This window comes from Polaromonas vacuolata (assembly GCF_012584515.1).
In the GTDB taxonomy this organism is placed as follows: domain Bacteria; phylum Pseudomonadota; class Gammaproteobacteria; order Burkholderiales; family Burkholderiaceae_C; genus Polaromonas; species Polaromonas vacuolata.
In genome coordinates this window covers 372,961-391,739 of sequence record NZ_CP051461.1, presented here as the reverse complement: position 1 = coordinate 391,739, position 18,779 = coordinate 372,961, and the positions used below count along the sequence as shown (strand labels likewise).

The following is an 18,779-nucleotide window of genomic DNA, read 5'->3' as shown; positions in this document are numbered from 1 at the left end:
GCTACTCCTGAGTTGAAAAACTTGCACCAATACGCTGTGCAGCAATCACCAGCATACCGTCAAAAATCAGGCTCTCGACCAACTCGACGGGCACCGACATGCTAGGGGCCATCTTCCAGCCCGCCCCGCCAGTCATGATGCACTCAGGCCGCTCACCACAGTAGCGGGTAACGTTATCGACCATGCGCTGGACCGCACCAGCAATTGCAAAAGTGCCGCCGCTGGTTAAAGCGTCGCTGGTGTTGGTGGGAAAGTCGCAGACATCGCCAGTGGGCACGTGCAAACCGGCCGTTCCGGTCTCTAGTGCGCGCAGCATGATGCCGTGGCCGGGCAGAATAATGCCGCCTAGAAATTTGCCTGACGCGTCTAGCGCCTCCACCGTCACGGCCGTACCCACCATGACGATCACGCAGGGCTTGCGAATGCCGTGCGCCAGCAAACGGTGGTGCGCGCCTATCATGGCGACCCAACGATCAGCGCCTAGTCGGCTCGGATGGTCATAGCCGTTGCTCAGACCGGCTTCTTGCGAGCTAGACACAACCCAGCGCGGAGCTACATCCCAGTTCGCCATCTGCTCGATTTGCTCGACCACCTGACGCTTGATCGCATCACTCGCCACGGTGCAGCCTAGTATGTGTTCAGGCGCCGCTAAATCACGCCAATCGTGCTCAGCCAGTTGATCCAGATTTTCAATAAACACCGCACCGTGCGCGAGCATTTGAGCGCCCGGCTGTGGCGCCGAGTAAAGAGCCCATTTCAAACGGGTATTACCCACATCTATAGCCAGGAATGTCATTGCTTAATGGTCATGAAAAGGAAGGCATTAGCTCAGGGCTAGTTTGGTCCGGGAATTAAAATTTAGTCACTCGGCATAACGGCCAAAGTGAGCAAAACCCCGACTGACGGTTTTAAAAAGATGCACGATTATCAACGCTTTGAAAAGCCAGCGGCGCTAGACCTATGCGCTCGCTGCTTTAGCCCCGGCTCAACCCCAATTAAGACTCTGCGCATCAACCCTGACGCCATGGCAAGCCCAGCATGCGCCAGCCGCCCGTGCGTCCACGGTGCGCGTTTTCGTCGGGGTCGCCTTCAAAGCCTTGGAGTATGTTGTAGGCCTCAATTCCCAGTCCATTGGCACACTTGGCAGCGGCAATCGAGCGCACGCCGCTGCGGCACAACAGCACGGCTTTTTTACCCGCAGGTACAGCGGCTTTTATGCCCGCTTCAAATTCGCTGTTAAGCACCATGCCCGGCCACTTTTTCCAAGCCAGCGACACAGCGCCGGGCACAAAGCCTACCCATTCACGTTCGGCATCCGTGCGTATGTCAATTAAGACTGCCTCGCCAGCCTGAACCCAATCAAATGCCAGTTGCGGCGAGATGTCGCCGGCATAGCCGTCTGCCGGTCGACTCTGTGTGGCGCTGACGTCTTGCGCATCGTGGCGCAAACCAGAGCGCAAGTTGGCCGGCACAGCTTCATTCAGCCGCTTAGGTGCGGGCAGTTGCAAACCGTCCATGATGGCGACGAACTCAGCCTGCGTTTTGCCGGCAATGCGTGCGTTACCCGCTTTTTCGGCAGCGATGCTGGAATGCGTTTTACCGTTGTAATCGTGGCCCGGCCAGACCAGTGTTTCATCCGGCAAGGCGAATAGAACGTGGGTCAAAGACTGATACAAAGCCAAAGCACTGCCAGACTGAAAATCAGTCCGGCCACAGCCATTAATGAGCAAAGTGTCACCGGTGAATACATTGCCGCGCCACACAAAAGACATGCTGCCAGCGGTGTGACCAGGCGTGTGCCTAGCCAGCAAAGTCTCGTTGCCAAAGTTCAACACAGCGCCATCATTGAGCTGCACGGCAGCGCCGTGAATGCCGCAATTAGCCGGCACGGCAGTGCGTGCAGCGGTTAACTCGGCAAGCTGTCCGGCGCTGGTAATGTGGTCAGCGTGGGCATGAGTCTCAATCGTCCAGCGCAGCGTCAAGCCGTATTGGCGCAGTACCGCCAAGTCACGCTCAAGCATGGCATCGACAGGATCAATGATGAGCGCTTCGCGGCTAACTTCGTCAAACAATAAATAGGTGTAAGTGCTGGAAGCGGGTTCAAACAGTTGAATCGGTTGCATAAAAAAACTCCTTTTTCCTGTTCAGAGGGATACGTAAAAATCGCTGCGTTAAAGAAAAAAAATAAAAAAAACTCAGGCGAACTTAGACAGCATGGCAGCAACATGCGCGCCGCTCTGGCCACCTTGTTCAATCATGCAGCCAACCATATTGAAAAACGATTTGTCCAGCGCCTTACGCGCCGCCGCTAACTGCTGGGCGATTTGCTCGCAGTCGGCATCTTCATCGAGCAAACGCTGCACGCCGCGCAGCTGACCTTCAATCCGCGCGAGTCTGGCGCGCAAGGCTTTTTTCTTCTCCGGGTCTACCAGTTGGGACATGTCGATCCTCATATTAAATTAAATCTCAGTCTACTTCTGCATACCCCCTGGAGTATACTTTTATTTTTTTAACCCTTGCGAAAACCCCGATATGCAAACACTGATGCATCCGTTTTTACAAGCTGCTGTGGGCGGCTTGATGATTGGTCTGGCGAGTTGGTTGCTGCTCGCCAGCTTAGGCCGCATCGCCGGTATTAGCGGCATTGCCGCCGGCGTGCTGCTTCCACTAAAGGGCGACACTGGCTGGCGCGTAGCTTTTATCATTGGCCTGGTGTTAGGCGGTGCGGTGACAGCTGCGGTCTGGCAAGTACCAACGACAAGTCTGCGCCCAACCGGCCTCTTAATTGCTGCTGGACTGCTGGTTGGTGTCGGCACCGTTTTGGGCTCGGGCTGCACCAGCGGCCACGGTGTCTGCGGTCTGGGCCGGCGATCAGCGCGCTCACTGGCCGCAACGTTGATGTTTATGGGCAGTGCTGTGCTGACGCTGTGGTTAAGCAAACTCTGGAGCGGCGTATGAAAAACCAAGCACTTAAAACTTGGGCTGCGGCCTTCGCATCTGGCGTACTGTTTGCGGCCGGACTGGTGATCTCGGGCATGACGCAGCCAGCGGTGGTACAGGGATTTTTAAACTTTGGCAGTTTGTTTGATCCCGTGCGTTATGGCCCTTGGAATCCGGCGTTGGCCTTTGTTATGGGTAGTGCATTACTGGTCAGTTTGCTGGCTTTTTCCATCACACCGAGGTCTGGCAAAAAGCCTTGGTTTGCCGCGCACTTTACGCTGCCCACGCGTCGTGATTTAGACCGCAGACTATTACTCGGCGCCATGCTGTTTGGCATAGGCTGGGGACTAGCTGGTTACTGCCCGGGCCCGGTGTTTGCGTCGCTACTAACGGGTAGTCAGGACGTACTGCTCTTTTTTTCTGCCCTGCTCACGGGCATGTGGCTGACACGTCGATTTTTAGCTTGAGGCAAAATAATTTTTGTCTACTTAAAACCGAAGCGAAAGCGATTTATGTCCAACGACAAATCTGACAATAAATTTGAAAAAAAATCCGATAAAAAGTTAGCGGCGAAAGAGGACCGAAAGTCGAGTCTCAAAGCCGCAGAAAAAGAGCTTGCTCAGGCCGAAGAAAAAGCCCTCAGGGCGCAAGAAAAACTGCTGGCAAAACAAATTTGGCAATGGCAACCGCCGCTTAACGATGGCAAATCGTCCGACTTAAAAGCCTGCACTATGGCTGACTTTGACCCCGGCGCTAAACCGTTTTCAAGCGGCGACAAGCAACAGGACAAACTCAATGTGCAGGCGCTGGCAGACCGAATTGATGTGTTGCAAAACTTGTTCTATGCCGACAAGCGCTACAAGCTTTTGGTGATTTTGCAAGGCACTGACACCTCGGGCAAAGACGGCACGCTGCGCGATTTATTCAATCGCGTCAGCCCTTTAGGCGTGCATACGGTGGGCTGGAAAGCACCCACCGAAAACGAGCGTGCCCACGACTATCTCTGGCGCATTCACCAACAAGTGCCTGGGGCCGGCGAAATGATGCTGTTTAACCGCAGCCACTATGAGGAAGTGCTAGTGCCCGTTGTAAACGGCAGCATTAACGCCGAGCAAACGGCGCAGCGCTATGCCCATATCAATGACTTTGAACGCATGCTTAGCCAGACCGGAACTGTCATCCTCAAGTTCATGCTGCACATTAGTTTTCAGGAGCAGCGCGAGCGGCTGCAAGAGCGTATTGATGACAGCAGTAAAAACTGGAAATTCAGCATGGACGACCTGACGGCACGTAAACAATTTATGCCGTATCAAAAGGCTTATGCGGATTTACTGAACGCCACCAGCACACCTTGGGCACCGTGGACTGTGGTGCCAGCGGACTCTAAAACGCAGCGCAACTTGATGGTCGGCACACTCATTTGCGATGCGCTTGAAAAACTCGATTTACGCTTTCCGCCAGCCGACCCAGCCCTTGAGGGCATTAAGGTGGTTTAGGCGTAAAGCATTCTGGCGTTAATCCGGCTATCGGTTAATCCGCGTTAAGGGCTTTGAATTGGCTTTGAATTGGCGGTGGACTACAGCGGGTGCTGGCTATCAGTGACCGCCGCCACCGCCAAGATAGGCGGCCTTAACCGCCGGATCATCGCGCAAGCTGGCTGCCTCGCCGTGCACAGAAATACGGCCGTTTTCCATCACGTAGCCGTAATCGGCTACTTTGAGCGCAGCAGCAGCGAACTGCTCGACCAAAAGCATGGTCACGCCGCGGGCCTTGAGGTCACCAATGATGCGAAAAACTTCTTCTACCAAAATCGGTGCCAGACCCATAGACGGCTCATCAAGCAGCACGATCTCTGGGTTTAGCATGACCGCACGGGCCATGGCCAACATTTGCTGCTCGCCACCGGATAGAGTGCCGGCCAGCTGGTTGCGGCGTTCTTTTAAGCGCGGAAAAAGCTCCATAGCGCGCTGCAAGTCACCGTCCACATCGCCCTTGGGACGACTGCCAGTCAGACGCGGGAAAGCGCCCAAAATCAGGTTATCAGTCACCGTCATGGTGGCGAAAACGCGCCGACCTTCGGGTGAATGAGCCAAGCCTTGCTTGGCAATGGTGTAGGACTCCAAACCATCAATACGCTTGCCATGCAGGCTGATCTCACCCGCATTGGGTTTGATCATGCCGGAAATCGCCCGCATGGTGGTGGTCTTACCCGCACCGTTTGAACCTATCAATGTCACGACTTTGCCCTTAGGCACTTCGATGGAAATACCGTGCAGAACCTGCACCTTGCCGTAGCCGGCTTCCAGGTTTTTTATGCTCAACATATTCGATTGCTTCCAGGTTTTTTATGCAGCAGTGCCGCCGAGGTAAGCCTCGATGACTTTTTCATCAGCCTGCACATCGGCGGGCTTGCCTTCGGCAATTTTCTGGCCAAAGTCCAGTACCGAGACGGCGTCGCAAATGCTCATGACAACGTCCATGTGGTGTTCGATCAAAATCACCGTGATGCCGTGGTCGCGAATCTTGCGGATGATGACCACCAATTCCTTGATATCAGGTGCGGTCAGGCCGGCAGCTGGCTCGTCGAGCAACAACAGCTGTGGATCCAATGCTAAAGCGCGGGCGATCTCTAGCAGGCGCTGTTTGCCATACGGCAGGTTGCGTGCTTCTTCGTCAGCCAACTCACCCAAGCCCACAAAATTAAGCAGACCCAAACCGCGCTCGACAGCCGCGTTTTCTTCGCGCTTATAACGCGGCGTCGACAGCGAGACATCCACTATGTTGCTGTCAAAAGTGTGGTGTAAACCGACCTGAATATTTTGCAGCGCCGTCATTTCGCCAAACAACTGCACGTTCTGGAAAGTACGCGCAATACCGGACAAAGCAATATCCGAAGACGTACGGCCAACCACCGAGCGACCATCAAACTCTATGCTACCGGCAGTTGGGACGTAAATGCCGGTGAGCACATTCATCATGGTGCTTTTGCCCGAACCGTTAGGACCGATCAAACCGTGAATCGTGCCGCGTTTGATGCGCAGGTCAACTTCGTTAATGGCTTTGAGGCCACCGAACTGCATCAACACACCTTTAGCGATCAGTATGTCGTCGCCGTTAGCAGCGCCATTGGCCGATTTCGCAGCCATCATGATGGCGTCTTTGCCGCCAGTCTGACCGGCCGACAAGGTGCGCACAGCACCCACCGATTTACGCACAAACAGGCCGCGCGCAAAACCGACTATGCCTTCTTGCAGGTAATAGACGACAAACAAAATCATCAGACCAAAAATACTCAAACGCCAATCGGTAATGGAATTGAGCCAAAACGCAAAACCAGCCAATGCGATAGTGCCAATGACCGGTACAGCCATGCTTTTGACAGTAGTGATTTTCTTGAAAATACCAACTATCGCGCCTACTGTCATCAATACTGCCAGCGTCGAAGCGACGATGCGAAAGAGTTCGAGGTCATCGAGCAACTTAGGCAATATCACGATGATGGCAGCGCCCAGCAAGGCGCCAGAGCGAGTCTTACGGCCACCCATGATGACGGCGAGCAAGAACAGCACGGTCAACTCAAAGTTATAGGTATTGGGCGAGATGTATTGCTCAGAATAGGCATACAAGCAACCTGCCAAACCGGCAAAACCGGCGCTGATCACAAACGCGTAAACCTTGTAGCGGTAGACAGAAACGCCCATGCAGTCAGACGCTACAGGACTGCCACGCAAGGCCTCGAAAGCCCGTCCTAGCTGTGACTTGAGAATCCGGTGTACGACGATGAGAGAGATAACTAAGAGCGAAAAAACCAGCCAATAAAAACTTTTTTCATCGAGCTGATGACCAAACAGCATAGGCTTCTTAATCGTGATGCCCATGGGACCTTCGGTGAGGAAAGTCATCTCGTTAATCAAGATCTGAATAATCGTGCCAAAAGCCAAGGTCACCATGGCCAGATAAGGGCCAGTCACACGTAGCGCCGGCAGCGCTAGCAGCGCGCCAAAGCCTGCTGTAACAATAATGCTGGACGGAATAATCAGCCACAGCGGTGCACCAAACTTAAGAAACATAACGCCAGCGGTGTAAGAACCCACACCAAACAAGCCAGCATGGCCAAGTGACACCTGGCCGGTGTAACCCACCACGATATCTAGCCCGTAGATCAAAATAGCGTAAATCATGATGGTACCCACCATGTGAACGTAATAAGCGTTGTGGGTCATCAGCGGCACGGCAGCCAGCAGTGCCAGCCCCACTATCGCTGCAAAAAGAGTCTTGCGGTTCATCATCAAACTTTCTTGATCGCGGATTTTCCGAACAGGCCTGCAGGCTTAAAGGCCAGCACTAGTAGCAGCAATACCAAACCGGGCACGTCTTTGTAGCCAGTCGAAAGGTAAAAACCGGTTGTGGTTTCAGCCACGCCCAAAATAATGCCGCCCACGATAATGCCCATACCGCTGGTCAAACCACCAATAATGGCCACCGCAAAGGCTTTCAGGCCCAGTACAGAACCCATGGTCGCGCCGGTCAGGGTTAGCGGTGCAATCAAGGCACCGGCAAAAGCGGCTGTCGCAGAAGACAGCGCGTAGGAAAAGGTAATCACCAAACCGGTGTTAATGCCCATTAGCTTGGCGGCATCGCGGTCATTAAAAGTGGCCACAACGGCTTTGCCGTAAATCGTCTTGCGGTTGAAAAACTCAACTGCCAACATCATCAGCAAGGCGCCGACTACGACGAGTATTTCCATTGGCAGCACGTTGGCACCAAACAGCTTGAGCGGAGCCTCTGGCAGCGGTGAAGGGAAACGTAAATCATCACGGCCCCAAATATTTTCTGCCACATTCTTAAAAATGATACCCAGTGCGATGGTGGACATAATCCAGCCGAATTCGCTTTTAATCTTGATAGCTGGCCGAACGCCTATGCGTTCAACAAAGCCGCCTTGGAACAAGCCAAAGACGATGACGATAGGCAGCATTAGCCAGTAGTTAACACCCATGTTGACCAATGTCAGGCCAACCATGGCGCCGAGCATAAGGGCATCGCCCTGGCCGAAGTTAAGAGTGTCTGAAGTCTGAAATGTCAGTTGGTAGCCAAAAGCAATGACCGCGTAGATCATGCCAAGTGCGATGCCGCTGTAGACAAGTTGTAGAAGAATTTCCATAAATACAATTCCGCAATGGTTGGCGCTCGCCCCGGGAAAAAAAATCAGGCAAACGACTAAAAGTCGCTTGCCTGGAATATCGCTTAACTTAACTAATTACTTTTTAGCAGGTGCTGGTGCAGCAGCCGAGGTGCTCTTTTTCATGTCGGCGGCGTAGGCGTAAATCACTTTGCCGTCTTTGACTTCACCCAACACCGGAATGTTTGCAGCGATAGCTTCGTGGTTGGCCTTAGAGAAAGGCTTGTCATACGTCGTCACAACGCCTTCAACTTTGGTACCGAGGTTTTCCAGTGCTTCGCGGATTTTTGGACCCTCAACACTTTTCGCTTGCTTGATAGCCGCTGCCAGCAAATAGACAGAGTCATAGCCTTGAGCTGCGGACACTGGCGAATCAATGCGGCCGTCTTTTGGTGAGAAAGTCTTGAGGTAAGAGTCGATGAAGGCTTTACGCTTTGGCGAATCAGAAATCTGGATAAAGGTTTGCGGCATACGCGCACCCTCGCCGCCTGGGCCAGCATTGTCGATGTAGTTGGCCATGGACAAAGTCCAGCTGCCGACCATTGGAACTTTCCAGCCCAGCTTGGTCATGCCGTTGGCGATTTGAGCCAACTCTGGGCCAATGCCGTAAGTCAGCACAGCTTCAGCGCCGGCTTGTTTGGCTTTGAGCAACTGAGCTGTCATGTCCACATCCTTGATGTTGAACTTCTCGATAGCCACGGGTTTGATACCCTTGGCTTCTAGCGCTTTCTCAAGGTCAGCGCGACCGAGTTGGCCGTAGTTGGTCGAGTCGGCCAAAATGGCGACCTTTTTGAAGCCGCGACGAGTCACGGCTTCTTCAACAATCATGGGCGCCTGAATGCTGTCGTTCGCTGCATTGCGAAAGATGTAGTTTTCTGGCTGGTCTTTGAACTGCTGGGTGATGATGGTGCCGGTGGCAACGTTATTCATGACCGGGATTTTGGCTTCTTGGAAGAAGCGCTGCGAAGCCAGTGCCACGCCGGTGTTGATGTAGCCAACAGTGGCGACAACTTTTTCCTTGCTGATCAGCTCTTGGGCGATTTGAACGCCGCGCTCGTTTTTGGCTTCGTCATCACGCTCAACAGCGACTAACTTACGGCCCAGAACGCCGCCGGATTTGTTGATCTCTTCGATAGCGAGTTTGACGCCATCGCGCATGCTCACACCCATGGAGGAAGAGCCGCCGGTGAACGGGCCAGTCACACCGATTTTGATGTCATCAGCGGCCATGCTCAAGCCAGCGAAACCCAATACAGCGGTAGCGACGGCCGTCTTGGCGGCGAGTTTTGCGAAACTAAATGTCATGTTGTCTCCAGAATTGATAAGTAGATGCAGTGCTGACGCTAACTTGAAGCTAACGACCCACTCGCTAATATCGTATGCGCTCTCCGGTTGCCGGCGTGCGTAAGCGAACAAGGAATTTATCTCAATATTACAAATATCTGATCAGTGTTTTCATTTAATCTCAGCTTCTTGTAAGGAAATAGCTTGAATTAGTTTTGAATTTTTTAATGCCAAAGTCACAAAAAAATTTCACGCAAATATTAGCGTTAAACAAGTTAATTTTTCCACGGGTTAACCCTAGGAAACAAGGCTAGAAATCCAAATTAGTCAGCGAGGCGTCAGAATTTTGAACCTCTGATTGTGAAACCCAATACGCTCAGAAATATCTTCTAGACAGGTTTAAATTGACGTTTACGTAAACGTCAACACAAACGTAATATCATTCAATCTGGTGGCTTAACCGGGAAAGTATTCGGCAGCCAGAACCACCCGCAGTAAATGCCATTGCCAAAGCCAAGGAAAGCCATGACCGATCTGTCCGCCGACTTCAAAGCCCTCGCCAATTACCGTCCCAAGCACAAAGTTCGCTTTGTCACTGCGGCCTCTTTGTTTGACGGGCACGATGCAGCGATCAACATCATGCGGCGCATCTTGCAAGGCATGGGTGCAGAAGTCATTCACCTAGGCCACAACCGAAGCGTTGACGAGGTGGTGACTGCCGCTTTACAAGAAGATGTGCAGGGCATTGCCATCAGCTCTTATCAAGGTGGCCATGTCGAATACTTCAAGTACATGGTGGACTTACTCAAAAGCCGCGGCGGCGCCCACATACAGGTGTTTGGCGGCGGCGGCGGCGTTATCGTGCCGCCCGAGATACGTGAACTCCACGCCTATGGCGTGACACGTATTTACAGCCCAGAAGACGGCCAAAAAATGGGCTTAGCCGGCATGATTGGCGAGATGGTGATGCGTTGCGATCTAGACCTCACCGGCTTCGCACCCAAACACGCAAAAGCACTGCAAGGTCACAGCCAAGAAGCCTGGCGTAGCCTCGCGCAACTCATCACCGCGCTAGAAAACAACCAAGCCGATTCAGCCTTGCTTGAAGACGTTAGACGCCTAGCCGCTGCGCAAAAAATTCCCGTGCTCGGCATCACCGGCACCGGCGGCGCCGGCAAGTCTTCGCTCACCGACGAATTAATTCGCCGCCTGCGCTTAGACCAGAGCGACCGCCTACGCATCGCCATCATCAGCATTGACCCGAGCCGGCGCAAAAGCGGCGGTGCACTGCTCGGCGACCGGATTCGCATGAATGCGATCAACCCTTGGTCAGTCGCCACCAGCGCTGATGCGAATGACGACAGCAATGCCAGAGTTTTCATGCGCTCACTGGCCACGCGTGACTTCGGCTCAGAAATCAGCCAAGCCCTACCGGACGTCATCGCCGCTTGTAAATGTGCGGGTTTCGATTTAATCATCGTCGAGACCTCTGGCATTGGTCAGGGCGATGCTGCCATCGTGCCGCATGTGGACGTCCCCATGTATGTGATGACGCCAGAGTTTGGCGCCGCCAGTCAGTTAGAAAAAATCGACATGCTGGACTTTGCCGAATTCGTGGCGATTAATAAGTTCGACCGCAAAGGCTCGCTCGACGCGCTACGCGATGTCGCCAAGCAAGTGCAGCGCAACCGCGAAGCCTGGGGCACACCAATAGAGAAAATGCCCGTCTTTGGCACCATGGCCGCGCGCTTTAACGATGACGGCGTGACCGCGCTTTACCAAGCCCTCAAAATTCGCCTAGCTGAACTCGGCATGCCGATCAATGACAGCGCCCTGCCCCAAGTAAACGTGCGCCACAGCACCAACCAAACGCCGGTAGTGCCAGCCGCACGCACCCGCTACTTGGCCGAAATCAGCGACACCGTGCGGGCTTACAAAACCCGCGCCAAAGCCCAATCCAAACTAGCCCGCGAAGTGCAGCAATTGCAAGCCGCAGCAGCCATGTTAAAAATTGACAAGCCGGGTCGCGCACCAGCAGCCGAAGCCGTGCTTGACTTGGCTGGCCACCGCAAGGCGCGCATGGATGTCGATGCCAGAGCGCTGCTGTCGCAGTGGCCCGAAATGCAAAAAGCCTATGCCGGTGAAGAGTATGTGGTGAAGATTCGTGACAAAGAAATCCGCACCAAACTCATCACGATGTCGCTGTCAGGCACACCGATTCGCAAAGTAGCGTTGCCGCAATACGAAGATCATGGCGAGATTCTTAAATGGCTAATGTTAGACAACGTGCCGGGCAGCTACCCCTACACCGCCGGCACCTTTGCCTTTAAACGCGAAGGGGAAGATCCAACCCGCATGTTCGCCGGCGAGGGCGATGCGTTTAGAACCAACAAGCGCTTTAAGCTACTCAGCGAAGGCATGCCGGCCAAGCGCTTGTCGACCGCCTTTGACTCGGTCACGCTATACGGCAACGATCCGCACTTGCGGCCTGACATATATGGCAAGGTTGGCAATTCGGGTGTGTCGATTGCCACCTTAGACGATATGAAAGTGCTTTATGGCGGCTTTGATTTGTGCAGCCCGACGACCTCTGTGTCCATGACCATCAACGGCCCGGCGCCGAGTATTCTGGCCATGTTCATGAACACCGCGATTGATCAAAACTTAGAAAAATTCAAACTTGATAATGCGCGCGAACCAACACCAACCGAGGCTTTAAAAATCCGCGAGTGGGTGCAGGAAAATGTGCGCGGCACGGTGCAAGCCGACATTTTGAAAGAAGATCAAGGTCAGAACACCTGCATCTTCTCGACCGAGTTCAGCCTTAAAGTCATGGGCGATATTGCGCAGTATTTTGTCCAGCACAAAGTCAGAAACTTCTACAGCGTGTCTATCAGCGGCTATCACATTGCCGAAGCCGGTGCCAACCCGATCTCGCAACTGGCCTTCACGCTGTCCAACGGTTTTACTTTTGTAGAGGCTTATTTAGCGCGCGGCATGCACATCGATGACTTCGCACCCAACTTGAGTTTCTTTTTTAGCAACGGCATGGATCCCGAATACACCGTGATGGGCCGAGTGGCGCGCCGTATCTGGGCGGTGGCGATGAAAGAAAAATACGGTGCCAACGAGCGCAGCCAAAAACTAAAGTACCACATACAAACCAGCGGCCGCAGTCTGCATGCACAAGAAATTCAGTTCAACGACATCCGCACAACGCTGCAAGCTTTGATAGCGATTTACGACAACTGCAACAGCCTGCATACCAACGCCTTTGATGAAGCAATCACCACGCCAACCGAAGAGTCGGTGCGCCGCGCCATGGCGATTCAGCTCATCATCAACCGCGAATGGGGCTTGGCGAAAAACGAAAATCCGTCGCAAGGCGCGTTCATCATCGAAGAGTTGACCGAACTATTAGAAGAAGCCGTTCTGCTAGAGTTCGAAAAAATCGCCGAGCGCGGCGGCGTATTAGGTGCCATGGAAACCGGCTACCAACGCGGCCGAATTCAAGACGAATCCATGCACTACGAAATGCTGAAACATACGGGCGAATTGCCGATTATTGGCGTGAATACTTTCCGCAATCCACACGGCGAAGTGGTGCAAGACAAGCTTGAATTAGCCCGCTCAACCGAGGAAGAAAAAGTCAGCCAACTCGCTCGATTAGAAGACTTTCACAAACGCCATGCCGACGCGTCACCAGCCATGCTGAAACGCCTGCAACAGGCGGTGATTGAAAACCTCAATGTGTTTGAGGTGTTGATGGATGCAGTGCGGATATGCTCACTCGGGCAAATCACCAATGCCTTGTTTGAGGTTGGCGGGCAGTACCGGCGCAATATGTAATCTAAGCTGTGTGATCTGAGCGCGCATGGGCTAAATTGCCAGCACGCGCACTGATCACACATGAATCACGCAATCGCCAGCAAAGCCTTGATTTTTGCCCGCACATGCAGCATCACGGCCGCAGGCACAGTGGCTTTTTTCTTAGCTTGCCGAACTTTCCAATCGAGTGATTTAACTTGGTCAGAAAGCACAGCACTCGTGACCGCGTCAAGCTCAACCAGCACTTCAAAGGGATGGCCTTTAATCCTGGTGCTCATAGGGCAGCAAACCATCAAACCCGTTTTTGCGTTGTAGCTAGCTGGGCTGACTACCAAAGCCGGTCTATGTCCGGCCTGCTCGTGTCCAGCTTGGGGGTCAAACTCTAGCAACACAATGTCGCCGGCATCAGGCACATAAGAGCGAGTAGCCATCAGAGCAACTCTTTACCAACCGGTTTGCCAAAGTCCGCCTCAGCATGCGCGTTTTCAGCCGTCATAGCGTCAAGCAACTGGCCCAAGTCATATTCAACTTTGCCAGACGCCTCAATGATGATGCGGCTTCGCGAGACCACTATGTTGACTTTTTGATCCAGACTCAAATCCGCTTGCTTGAGCGCAGATGCGGGTAACCGCAAGGCTAGAGAGTTGCCCCACTTTCGAATAACAGATTCCATTATTTACCCATCAAGATGTATCTACATTATATATACTTTGCAATTAGCAGTCTATTGCTAGGCTGAATAAACCATCTGATTAAATGTGCGGCCAGAGTAGTTGATGCGATTGCCTAGTGCAAACTAATTAACGGTGGCCTCAAAAAAAAACGGCATAAAAAAAGCGCCAAAAAGGCGCTTTTTTTATGCCGCAAGGCCAGCCCCGTCGGGCAGCCTTTTGGTCAGTCGGATTTAGCCGCCTTTTTTCGGACGCTTACCCGGATTTTTTTTGCTGCGGGTAGAACTACCGCGCTCGAGACTGACCTTCTGACCGTGACCGGTAGCAGTAGTAAAGCCCTTTGGGGGAACAGGTTTTGGGGCGCAGATGTCGGCTTCGACTCTGATTTTTTTGGGCATGGAGGACTCCGGTTAAATATGGCTCAACCTCGGATTTTATGCCACAACTGAGGCAACTCTCGGCAGACCCAGCGATGAGGCATAAAGTGCTGTCCTTACGCTGGTTCAAAAGCGTATTACTGGACCGACAACAAAGGCAAATTAATCAACAAATTTTGCGGCTTTAGCCTGAGCAAGCCTTGCCCATCCATCATCAGGCCAAGGTAGACCGGCTTGCCAGCAACATCGGCGCGCATCTCGCGCGGATCGGCAAAGTCGAGCTTAAATAAGCTGATTAAGCGCTGCAACCTAGCCGGCTCTATTTCCTGTCCCTCATAAAGGTCATTGAGCAAAGCCGTGGACTGCACATCCAAACCCACATGCCAGCGCCAGCTAGCATCATCAATTTTTTGCAGCGGCCGAATACTCACGGTGATGCCCAACATATGCAGCAACCACTTTTGCAGCACTTGCGCCAGCGACTTCAGACCCGAGCGGGCGCGGGTTAATGTCAACACCAGACCGTGACTCAAGTCGTTGTTGATCTCATGTTTGAGGTCAAGCAAAAACCGTTGACCTTGGCTAGAGGCCCAATACTCGGCGGCGTTATCGTCACTTAGCACTTGCATTTGCACACTAGCCATGGGCGCGCCAGCCTCGGCCAGAAAGCGGCCAATGTCGCCCACGCCGCCGGTCTCGCTAAGCATGTCCAGCGTTAAAGCATCGCCGCTCAGCACTTGGCTGTCTTGGGTGCTGATGCGTTGCGAGCGAAACAGCATTTCCGCGGCCCGCAGCTCAAAAGCATCTTGCGAGTCATCCAGCACATTACGCGTGATGGCGGCCAACACTAAATCAATAAACAGCGGCGCGATATCTATGCGCACGCTGCCACTGCGCGGAAAAAGGCCTAAATACCAAGCCTCTAGCGTGCCGGCGGCCAACAACTGGTCGCGAAAGCGCAAGAAAGTTTTGTAGCTGCCGCGCGCATCTGGGTCTTGCACCTTGAGTAGCCGCTCGGGCTTGACTGCGCGCAAGGGCTGTTCCAGCAAAGCCGCATGCAGCGCCAGCTCGGACGGGCAAGACTGCTCTACCGGCGCCAGCTCAGGCATGGCTAAAAAATAACGCCAGTAATCCAGCCCGGGCATGAGCCAGCCGCGAGCGTTGCGCTCTAGCCCGGGATAGAGCTGTGTAAAACTATGTGAGGGCCAGAATTTTTGCATCCCAGATGGTCGCACACTGAGAAACCACTTTTGGACAAAAACCCAAACGAGGATGCTAGAAACAAGAAAATTTCTAACCACGCAGACAAGCAGTGCCAACACAGGACAGCAACCGTCGGTAAAAATCCACTAGAAAGACTCGTCGCTAAACGCGACAAAGAAACCATTTAAGCAACAACCACGCAAAACTACCTAAGGGTCTTACCCGGTAGCAGAAGCCATTTTGATGGCTACCATTTGTAACTAATCAGCATACGGGTACCGCTTGCCTAGCCTGCCAATTGGCCAAGGTCTACCCCTAACGTTGCACATATTCCCAACAAACCCGCCGGAGAGTCATTTGTCAGCTGAGTTCATTCTTGAAACCCGCGGCCTGAGCAAAGAGTTCAAGGGCTTTATCGCCGTGAACAATGTCGACCTCAAGGTTCGCCGCGGCCATATCCACGCACTGATTGGCCCGAACGGCGCAGGCAAAACAACATTCTTTAACTTGTTAACCAAATTTTTGCCGCCCACACGCGGCACCATTTTGTTTAATGAAGCCAACATCACGACAGAAAAACCAGCACAAACCGCCAGACGCGGCATAGTGCGCTCGTTCCAGATTTCGGCGGTATTCCCGCATATGACGGTGCTAGAGAATGTGCGCGCCGCATTGCAGCGCAATCTCGGCACTTCATTTGCCTTTTGGAAACCAGAATCCTCGCTGCATCACCTGCATGAGCGGGCCAGACAATTGCTTGACGAAGTCGACTTGGGTAGCTTTGCCGATGAGATGACTGTCAACCTACCCTATGGCCGCAAACGTGCGCTAGAACTCGCCACTACCTTGGCGCTTGAGCCAGAGTTGATGCTGCTTGACGAGCCGACGCAAGGCATGGGCCATGAAGACGTGGACCGGGTCACGCAGTTGATCAAAAAAGTCTCGCAAGGCCGCACCATCTTGATGGTCGAGCACAACATGAATGTAGTCTCCTCCATTGCCGACCGTATTACCGTATTGCAGCGCGGCGCCATCATTGCCGACGGCCCTTATGCAGAAGTGTCTGCCAATCCGCTGGTCATAGAAGCCTATATGGGCACGACAGACACGGCCTTGCCAGGCGAGCAGCCCACCAAAGAGTCGACCGTATGAGCAAAGCGCTGTTAAAAATCGAGAACCTGCAAGCCTGGTATGGCGAGTCGCACATACTCCACGGCGTTAACCTGACCGTGAACGAGGGCGAAGTTGTCACCCTGCTAGGGCGCAACGGCGCAGGCCGCACCACCACCATGCGGGCCATCGTTGGCCTGACCGGCTCACGCAAAGGTTCGATTCAAATCGCTGGCACAGAATCAATTGCGCTAGCACCGCACAAAATAGCGCGGCTAGGCGTGGGTTATTGCCCCGAAGAACGCGGCATTTTTGCCAGTCTCACCGCCGAAGAAAACCTGATGCTGCCGCCCACCATAGCGCCCGGCGGCATGAGCTTGGACGAGATCTATGACATGTTCCCCAACCTTAAAGAGCGCGCCAGCAGCCCTGGCACGCGGCTCTCAGGTGGTGAGCAACAAATGCTGGCCGTGGCCCGCATCTTGCGCACCGGCGCGCGGCTGCTGCTGTTAGACGAGATCTCTGAAGGTTTGGCACCGGTGATTGTGCAAAAGCTGGCGGAGATGATTCTCACGCTCAAAGCCAAGGGCTACACCATAGTGCTGGTCGAGCAGAATTTCCGCTTTGCTGCACCGCTAGCTGACCGCTTCTACGTGATGGAGCACGGCACCATAGTCAAACAGTTTGAACAGTCTCAACTGGCCCAAAACATGGGCATGCTGCAAGAGTATTTAGGCGTATAGAGCCAAGCATAGAACTGCCTTTTTTATTTCCCCGTCGTCCAAACCCTAACTTGAGCCAACCCATGAAAATTAAAACACTAGTCGCTGCTATGGCCGTAGGCCTGGTCACCGCAGCCAGCGCGCAAACCGACACCGGTCCAGTGCGTATCGGCATCATCACCGACATGTCTGGCCTGTACGCCGACATCGACGGCCCTGCTGGTGCGGAAATGCTCAGCTGGGCGGCCAAGGACTTCGGCGGCAAGGTGCTAGGCCGTCCTATCGAAGTGCTGAGCGCCGATCACCAGAACAAGGCCGACGTGGCTTCGTCCAAAGCACGTGAATGGATTGACAAAGACAACCTAGCCATGCTGATTGGCGGCACTAGCTCCGGCACGGCGATTGCCATGTCCAAGATCACGGCCGAGAAAAAGCGCCCTTTCATCGCCATCGGCGCTGGCTCAGCCCGCCTGTCGAATGAAGACTGCACACCGTATTCAGTTCACTACGCCTACGACACCGTATCGCTGGCTAAAGTGGCTGGCTCGGCGCTGGTCAAAGCCGGCAACAAAAGCTGGTTTTTTCTGACCGCTGACTATGCGTTTGGCTACTCGTTAGAAGGCGATGCATCAGCCGTTGTCAAAGCCAATGGCGGTACTGTTTTGGGCGCGGTTCGTCACCCACTCAATGCCTCGGACTTCTCATCCTTTATGTTGCAAGCGCAGTCGTCTAAAGCGCAAATTTTGGCCTTGGCTAACGCCGGCGGTGATTTCACCAACGCCATGAAGGCAGCCAAAGAATTTGGCGTGACCAAAACCATGAAAGTCGCTGGCCTGCTGGTTTTCATCAATGACGTGCACAGCCTTGGCTTGGCCAATACCGCAGGCCTGCAACTGGCCGACAGCTGGTACTGGAATCAAGACGATGCGTCGCGCAAATTCTCCAAGCGCTTTTTTGATAAATACAAGCGCATGCCTTCAAGCCTGCAAGCTGCTGACTACTCAGCCACCACCAACTACCTCAAAGCAGTGGAAATTGCCGGCACAGTCAATGGCGAAAAGGTCATGAAGGCGCTTAAAAGCATGAAGATTGATGACTTTTATAACAAGGGTCAGATCCGCGCCGACGGTCGCATGATTCACGACATGTACCTCTTTGAAGTCAAAACACAAAAAGAGTCGACCACGCCGTGGGATTACTACAAAAAGATTGCAACAGTACCTGGCGAGCAGGCCTTCGCCACGCTCGCAGAGTCCAAGTGCAGCTTACTCAAAAAGTAATAGTTAAGCCATAAAAGGGAAGCGGTCGAGGCACTACGGCGGATCGCGACAAAGCATTGCAAACGCGAATGCTTTGTTGGCAGCGCAACCCAAAACCACTTCCCGGCATTGATTTTTTCACCGGTTCAGCCGGCGCAGATCTTCTAAAAAATCTGCGTCTGCTGGCCGGTTTTCACAAGTAT

18 protein-coding genes are annotated in these 18,779 nt (G+C 53.4%); 7 read left to right on the top strand and 11 right to left on the bottom strand.

Annotated features, from left to right (window positions below; genetic code table 11):
• Position 1: 1 nt before the first annotated feature.
• The 3 genes from HC248_RS01950 to HC248_RS01940 form a co-directional block, all read right to left on the bottom strand.
• Complete coding sequence (locus HC248_RS01950; RefSeq protein ID WP_168921038.1) at positions 2-796, bottom strand: type III pantothenate kinase; 795 nt, start codon at positions 794-796, stop codon at positions 2-4.
• 214 nt (positions 797-1,010) lie between these two features.
• Positions 1,011-2,123, bottom strand: coding sequence for an MBL fold metallo-hydrolase (locus HC248_RS17880; protein ID WP_168921037.1), 1,113 nt, complete (start codon positions 2,121-2,123; stop codon positions 1,011-1,013).
• A 72-nt stretch (positions 2,124-2,195) separates the two neighbouring features.
• Positions 2,196-2,441 (bottom strand): metal-sensitive transcriptional regulator, encoded by a 246-nt coding sequence (locus HC248_RS01940; RefSeq protein ID WP_168921036.1) that lies wholly within the window; start codon positions 2,439-2,441, stop codon positions 2,196-2,198.
• A gap of 91 nt (positions 2,442-2,532) precedes the next feature.
• Between HC248_RS01940 and HC248_RS01935 the strand changes: the two genes are divergently transcribed.
• From HC248_RS01935 to HC248_RS01925, 3 genes are read left to right on the top strand one after another with little or no spacing between them, the layout of a single operon-like run.
• Positions 2,533-2,958, top strand: coding sequence for a YeeE/YedE family protein (locus HC248_RS01935; RefSeq protein ID WP_202882400.1), 426 nt, complete (start codon positions 2,533-2,535; stop codon positions 2,956-2,958).
• Positions 2,955-3,407: a DUF6691 family protein gene (locus tag HC248_RS01930; RefSeq protein WP_168921035.1), complete on the top strand. Its 453-nt coding sequence runs from the start codon at positions 2,955-2,957 to the stop codon at positions 3,405-3,407. The genes HC248_RS01935 and HC248_RS01930 overlap by 4 nt, the downstream gene beginning before the upstream one ends.
• Positions 3,408-3,452: 45 nt before the next feature.
• Positions 3,453-4,436, top strand: coding sequence for a PPK2 family polyphosphate kinase (locus tag HC248_RS01925; RefSeq protein ID WP_168921034.1), 984 nt, complete (start codon positions 3,453-3,455; stop codon positions 4,434-4,436).
• Between the two features lie 99 nt (positions 4,437-4,535).
• Here HC248_RS01925 and HC248_RS01920 read toward each other — a convergent pair whose 3' ends face one another.
• From HC248_RS01920 to HC248_RS01905, 4 genes are all read right to left on the bottom strand, one after another.
• The gene (locus tag HC248_RS01920) at positions 4,536-5,264 is read right to left on the bottom strand and encodes an ABC transporter ATP-binding protein (RefSeq protein ID WP_168921033.1); all 729 of its coding nucleotides are present in this window, start codon (positions 5,262-5,264) and stop codon (positions 4,536-4,538) included.
• A 21-nt stretch (positions 5,265-5,285) separates the two neighbouring features.
• Entirely contained in the window at positions 5,286-7,226 is a 1,941-nt protein-coding gene (locus tag HC248_RS01915; RefSeq protein WP_168923613.1) for a branched-chain amino acid ABC transporter ATP-binding protein/permease, read from the bottom strand.
• Positions 7,227-7,228: 2 nt separating this feature from the next.
• Positions 7,229-8,104, bottom strand: a complete 876-nt coding sequence (locus HC248_RS01910) for a branched-chain amino acid ABC transporter permease (protein ID WP_168921032.1) — start codon at positions 8,102-8,104, stop codon at positions 7,229-7,231.
• Between the two features lie 96 nt (positions 8,105-8,200).
• Positions 8,201-9,352, bottom strand: a complete 1,152-nt coding sequence (locus tag HC248_RS01905) for an ABC transporter substrate-binding protein (protein WP_238342774.1) — start codon at positions 9,350-9,352, stop codon at positions 8,201-8,203.
• A 579-nt stretch (positions 9,353-9,931) separates the two neighbouring features.
• Between HC248_RS01905 and icmF the strand changes: the two genes are divergently transcribed.
• A complete protein-coding gene (gene icmF, locus HC248_RS01900) occupies positions 9,932-13,255 on the top strand; it encodes a fused isobutyryl-CoA mutase/GTPase IcmF (protein WP_168921030.1) in 3,324 nt (1,107 codons plus the stop codon).
• Between the two features lie 65 nt (positions 13,256-13,320).
• Here icmF and mazF read toward each other — a convergent pair whose 3' ends face one another.
• The 4 genes from mazF to HC248_RS01880 form a co-directional block, all read right to left on the bottom strand.
• On the bottom strand, positions 13,321-13,665 hold the full coding sequence (mazF, locus tag HC248_RS01895) for an endoribonuclease MazF (RefSeq protein ID WP_168921029.1): 345 nt from the start codon (positions 13,663-13,665) through the stop codon (positions 13,321-13,323).
• Positions 13,665-13,907: an AbrB/MazE/SpoVT family DNA-binding domain-containing protein gene (locus HC248_RS01890; RefSeq protein ID WP_168921028.1), complete on the bottom strand. Its 243-nt coding sequence runs from the start codon at positions 13,905-13,907 to the stop codon at positions 13,665-13,667. The genes mazF and HC248_RS01890 overlap by 1 nt, the downstream gene beginning before the upstream one ends.
• Before the next feature lie 231 nt (positions 13,908-14,138).
• Positions 14,139-14,303 carry a hypothetical protein gene (locus tag HC248_RS01885; protein ID WP_168921027.1) on the bottom strand — a complete coding sequence of 55 codons (165 nt, stop codon included), beginning with the start codon at positions 14,301-14,303 and terminating at the stop codon, positions 14,139-14,141.
• Positions 14,304-14,419: 116 nt separating this feature from the next.
• Positions 14,420-15,502, bottom strand: a complete 1,083-nt coding sequence (locus HC248_RS01880; RefSeq protein WP_168921026.1) for a DUF6352 family protein — start codon at positions 15,500-15,502, stop codon at positions 14,420-14,422.
• A 340-nt stretch (positions 15,503-15,842) separates the two neighbouring features.
• On the opposite strand from HC248_RS01880, the gene HC248_RS01875 reads away from it, so the two are divergent.
• The 3 genes from HC248_RS01875 (at position 15,843) to HC248_RS01865 (ending at position 18,597) form a co-directional block, all read left to right on the top strand.
• Positions 15,843-16,637: an ABC transporter ATP-binding protein gene (locus HC248_RS01875; RefSeq protein ID WP_168921025.1), complete on the top strand. Its 795-nt coding sequence runs from the start codon at positions 15,843-15,845 to the stop codon at positions 16,635-16,637.
• A complete protein-coding gene (locus HC248_RS01870) occupies positions 16,634-17,338 on the top strand; it encodes an ABC transporter ATP-binding protein (RefSeq protein ID WP_168921024.1) in 705 nt (234 codons plus the stop codon). The genes HC248_RS01875 and HC248_RS01870 overlap by 4 nt, the downstream gene beginning before the upstream one ends.
• Positions 17,339-17,400: 62 nt before the next feature.
• Positions 17,401-18,597 (top strand): ABC transporter substrate-binding protein, encoded by a 1,197-nt coding sequence (locus tag HC248_RS01865; RefSeq protein WP_168921023.1) that lies wholly within the window; start codon positions 17,401-17,403, stop codon positions 18,595-18,597.
• Positions 18,598-18,779: the final 182 nt, after the last annotated feature.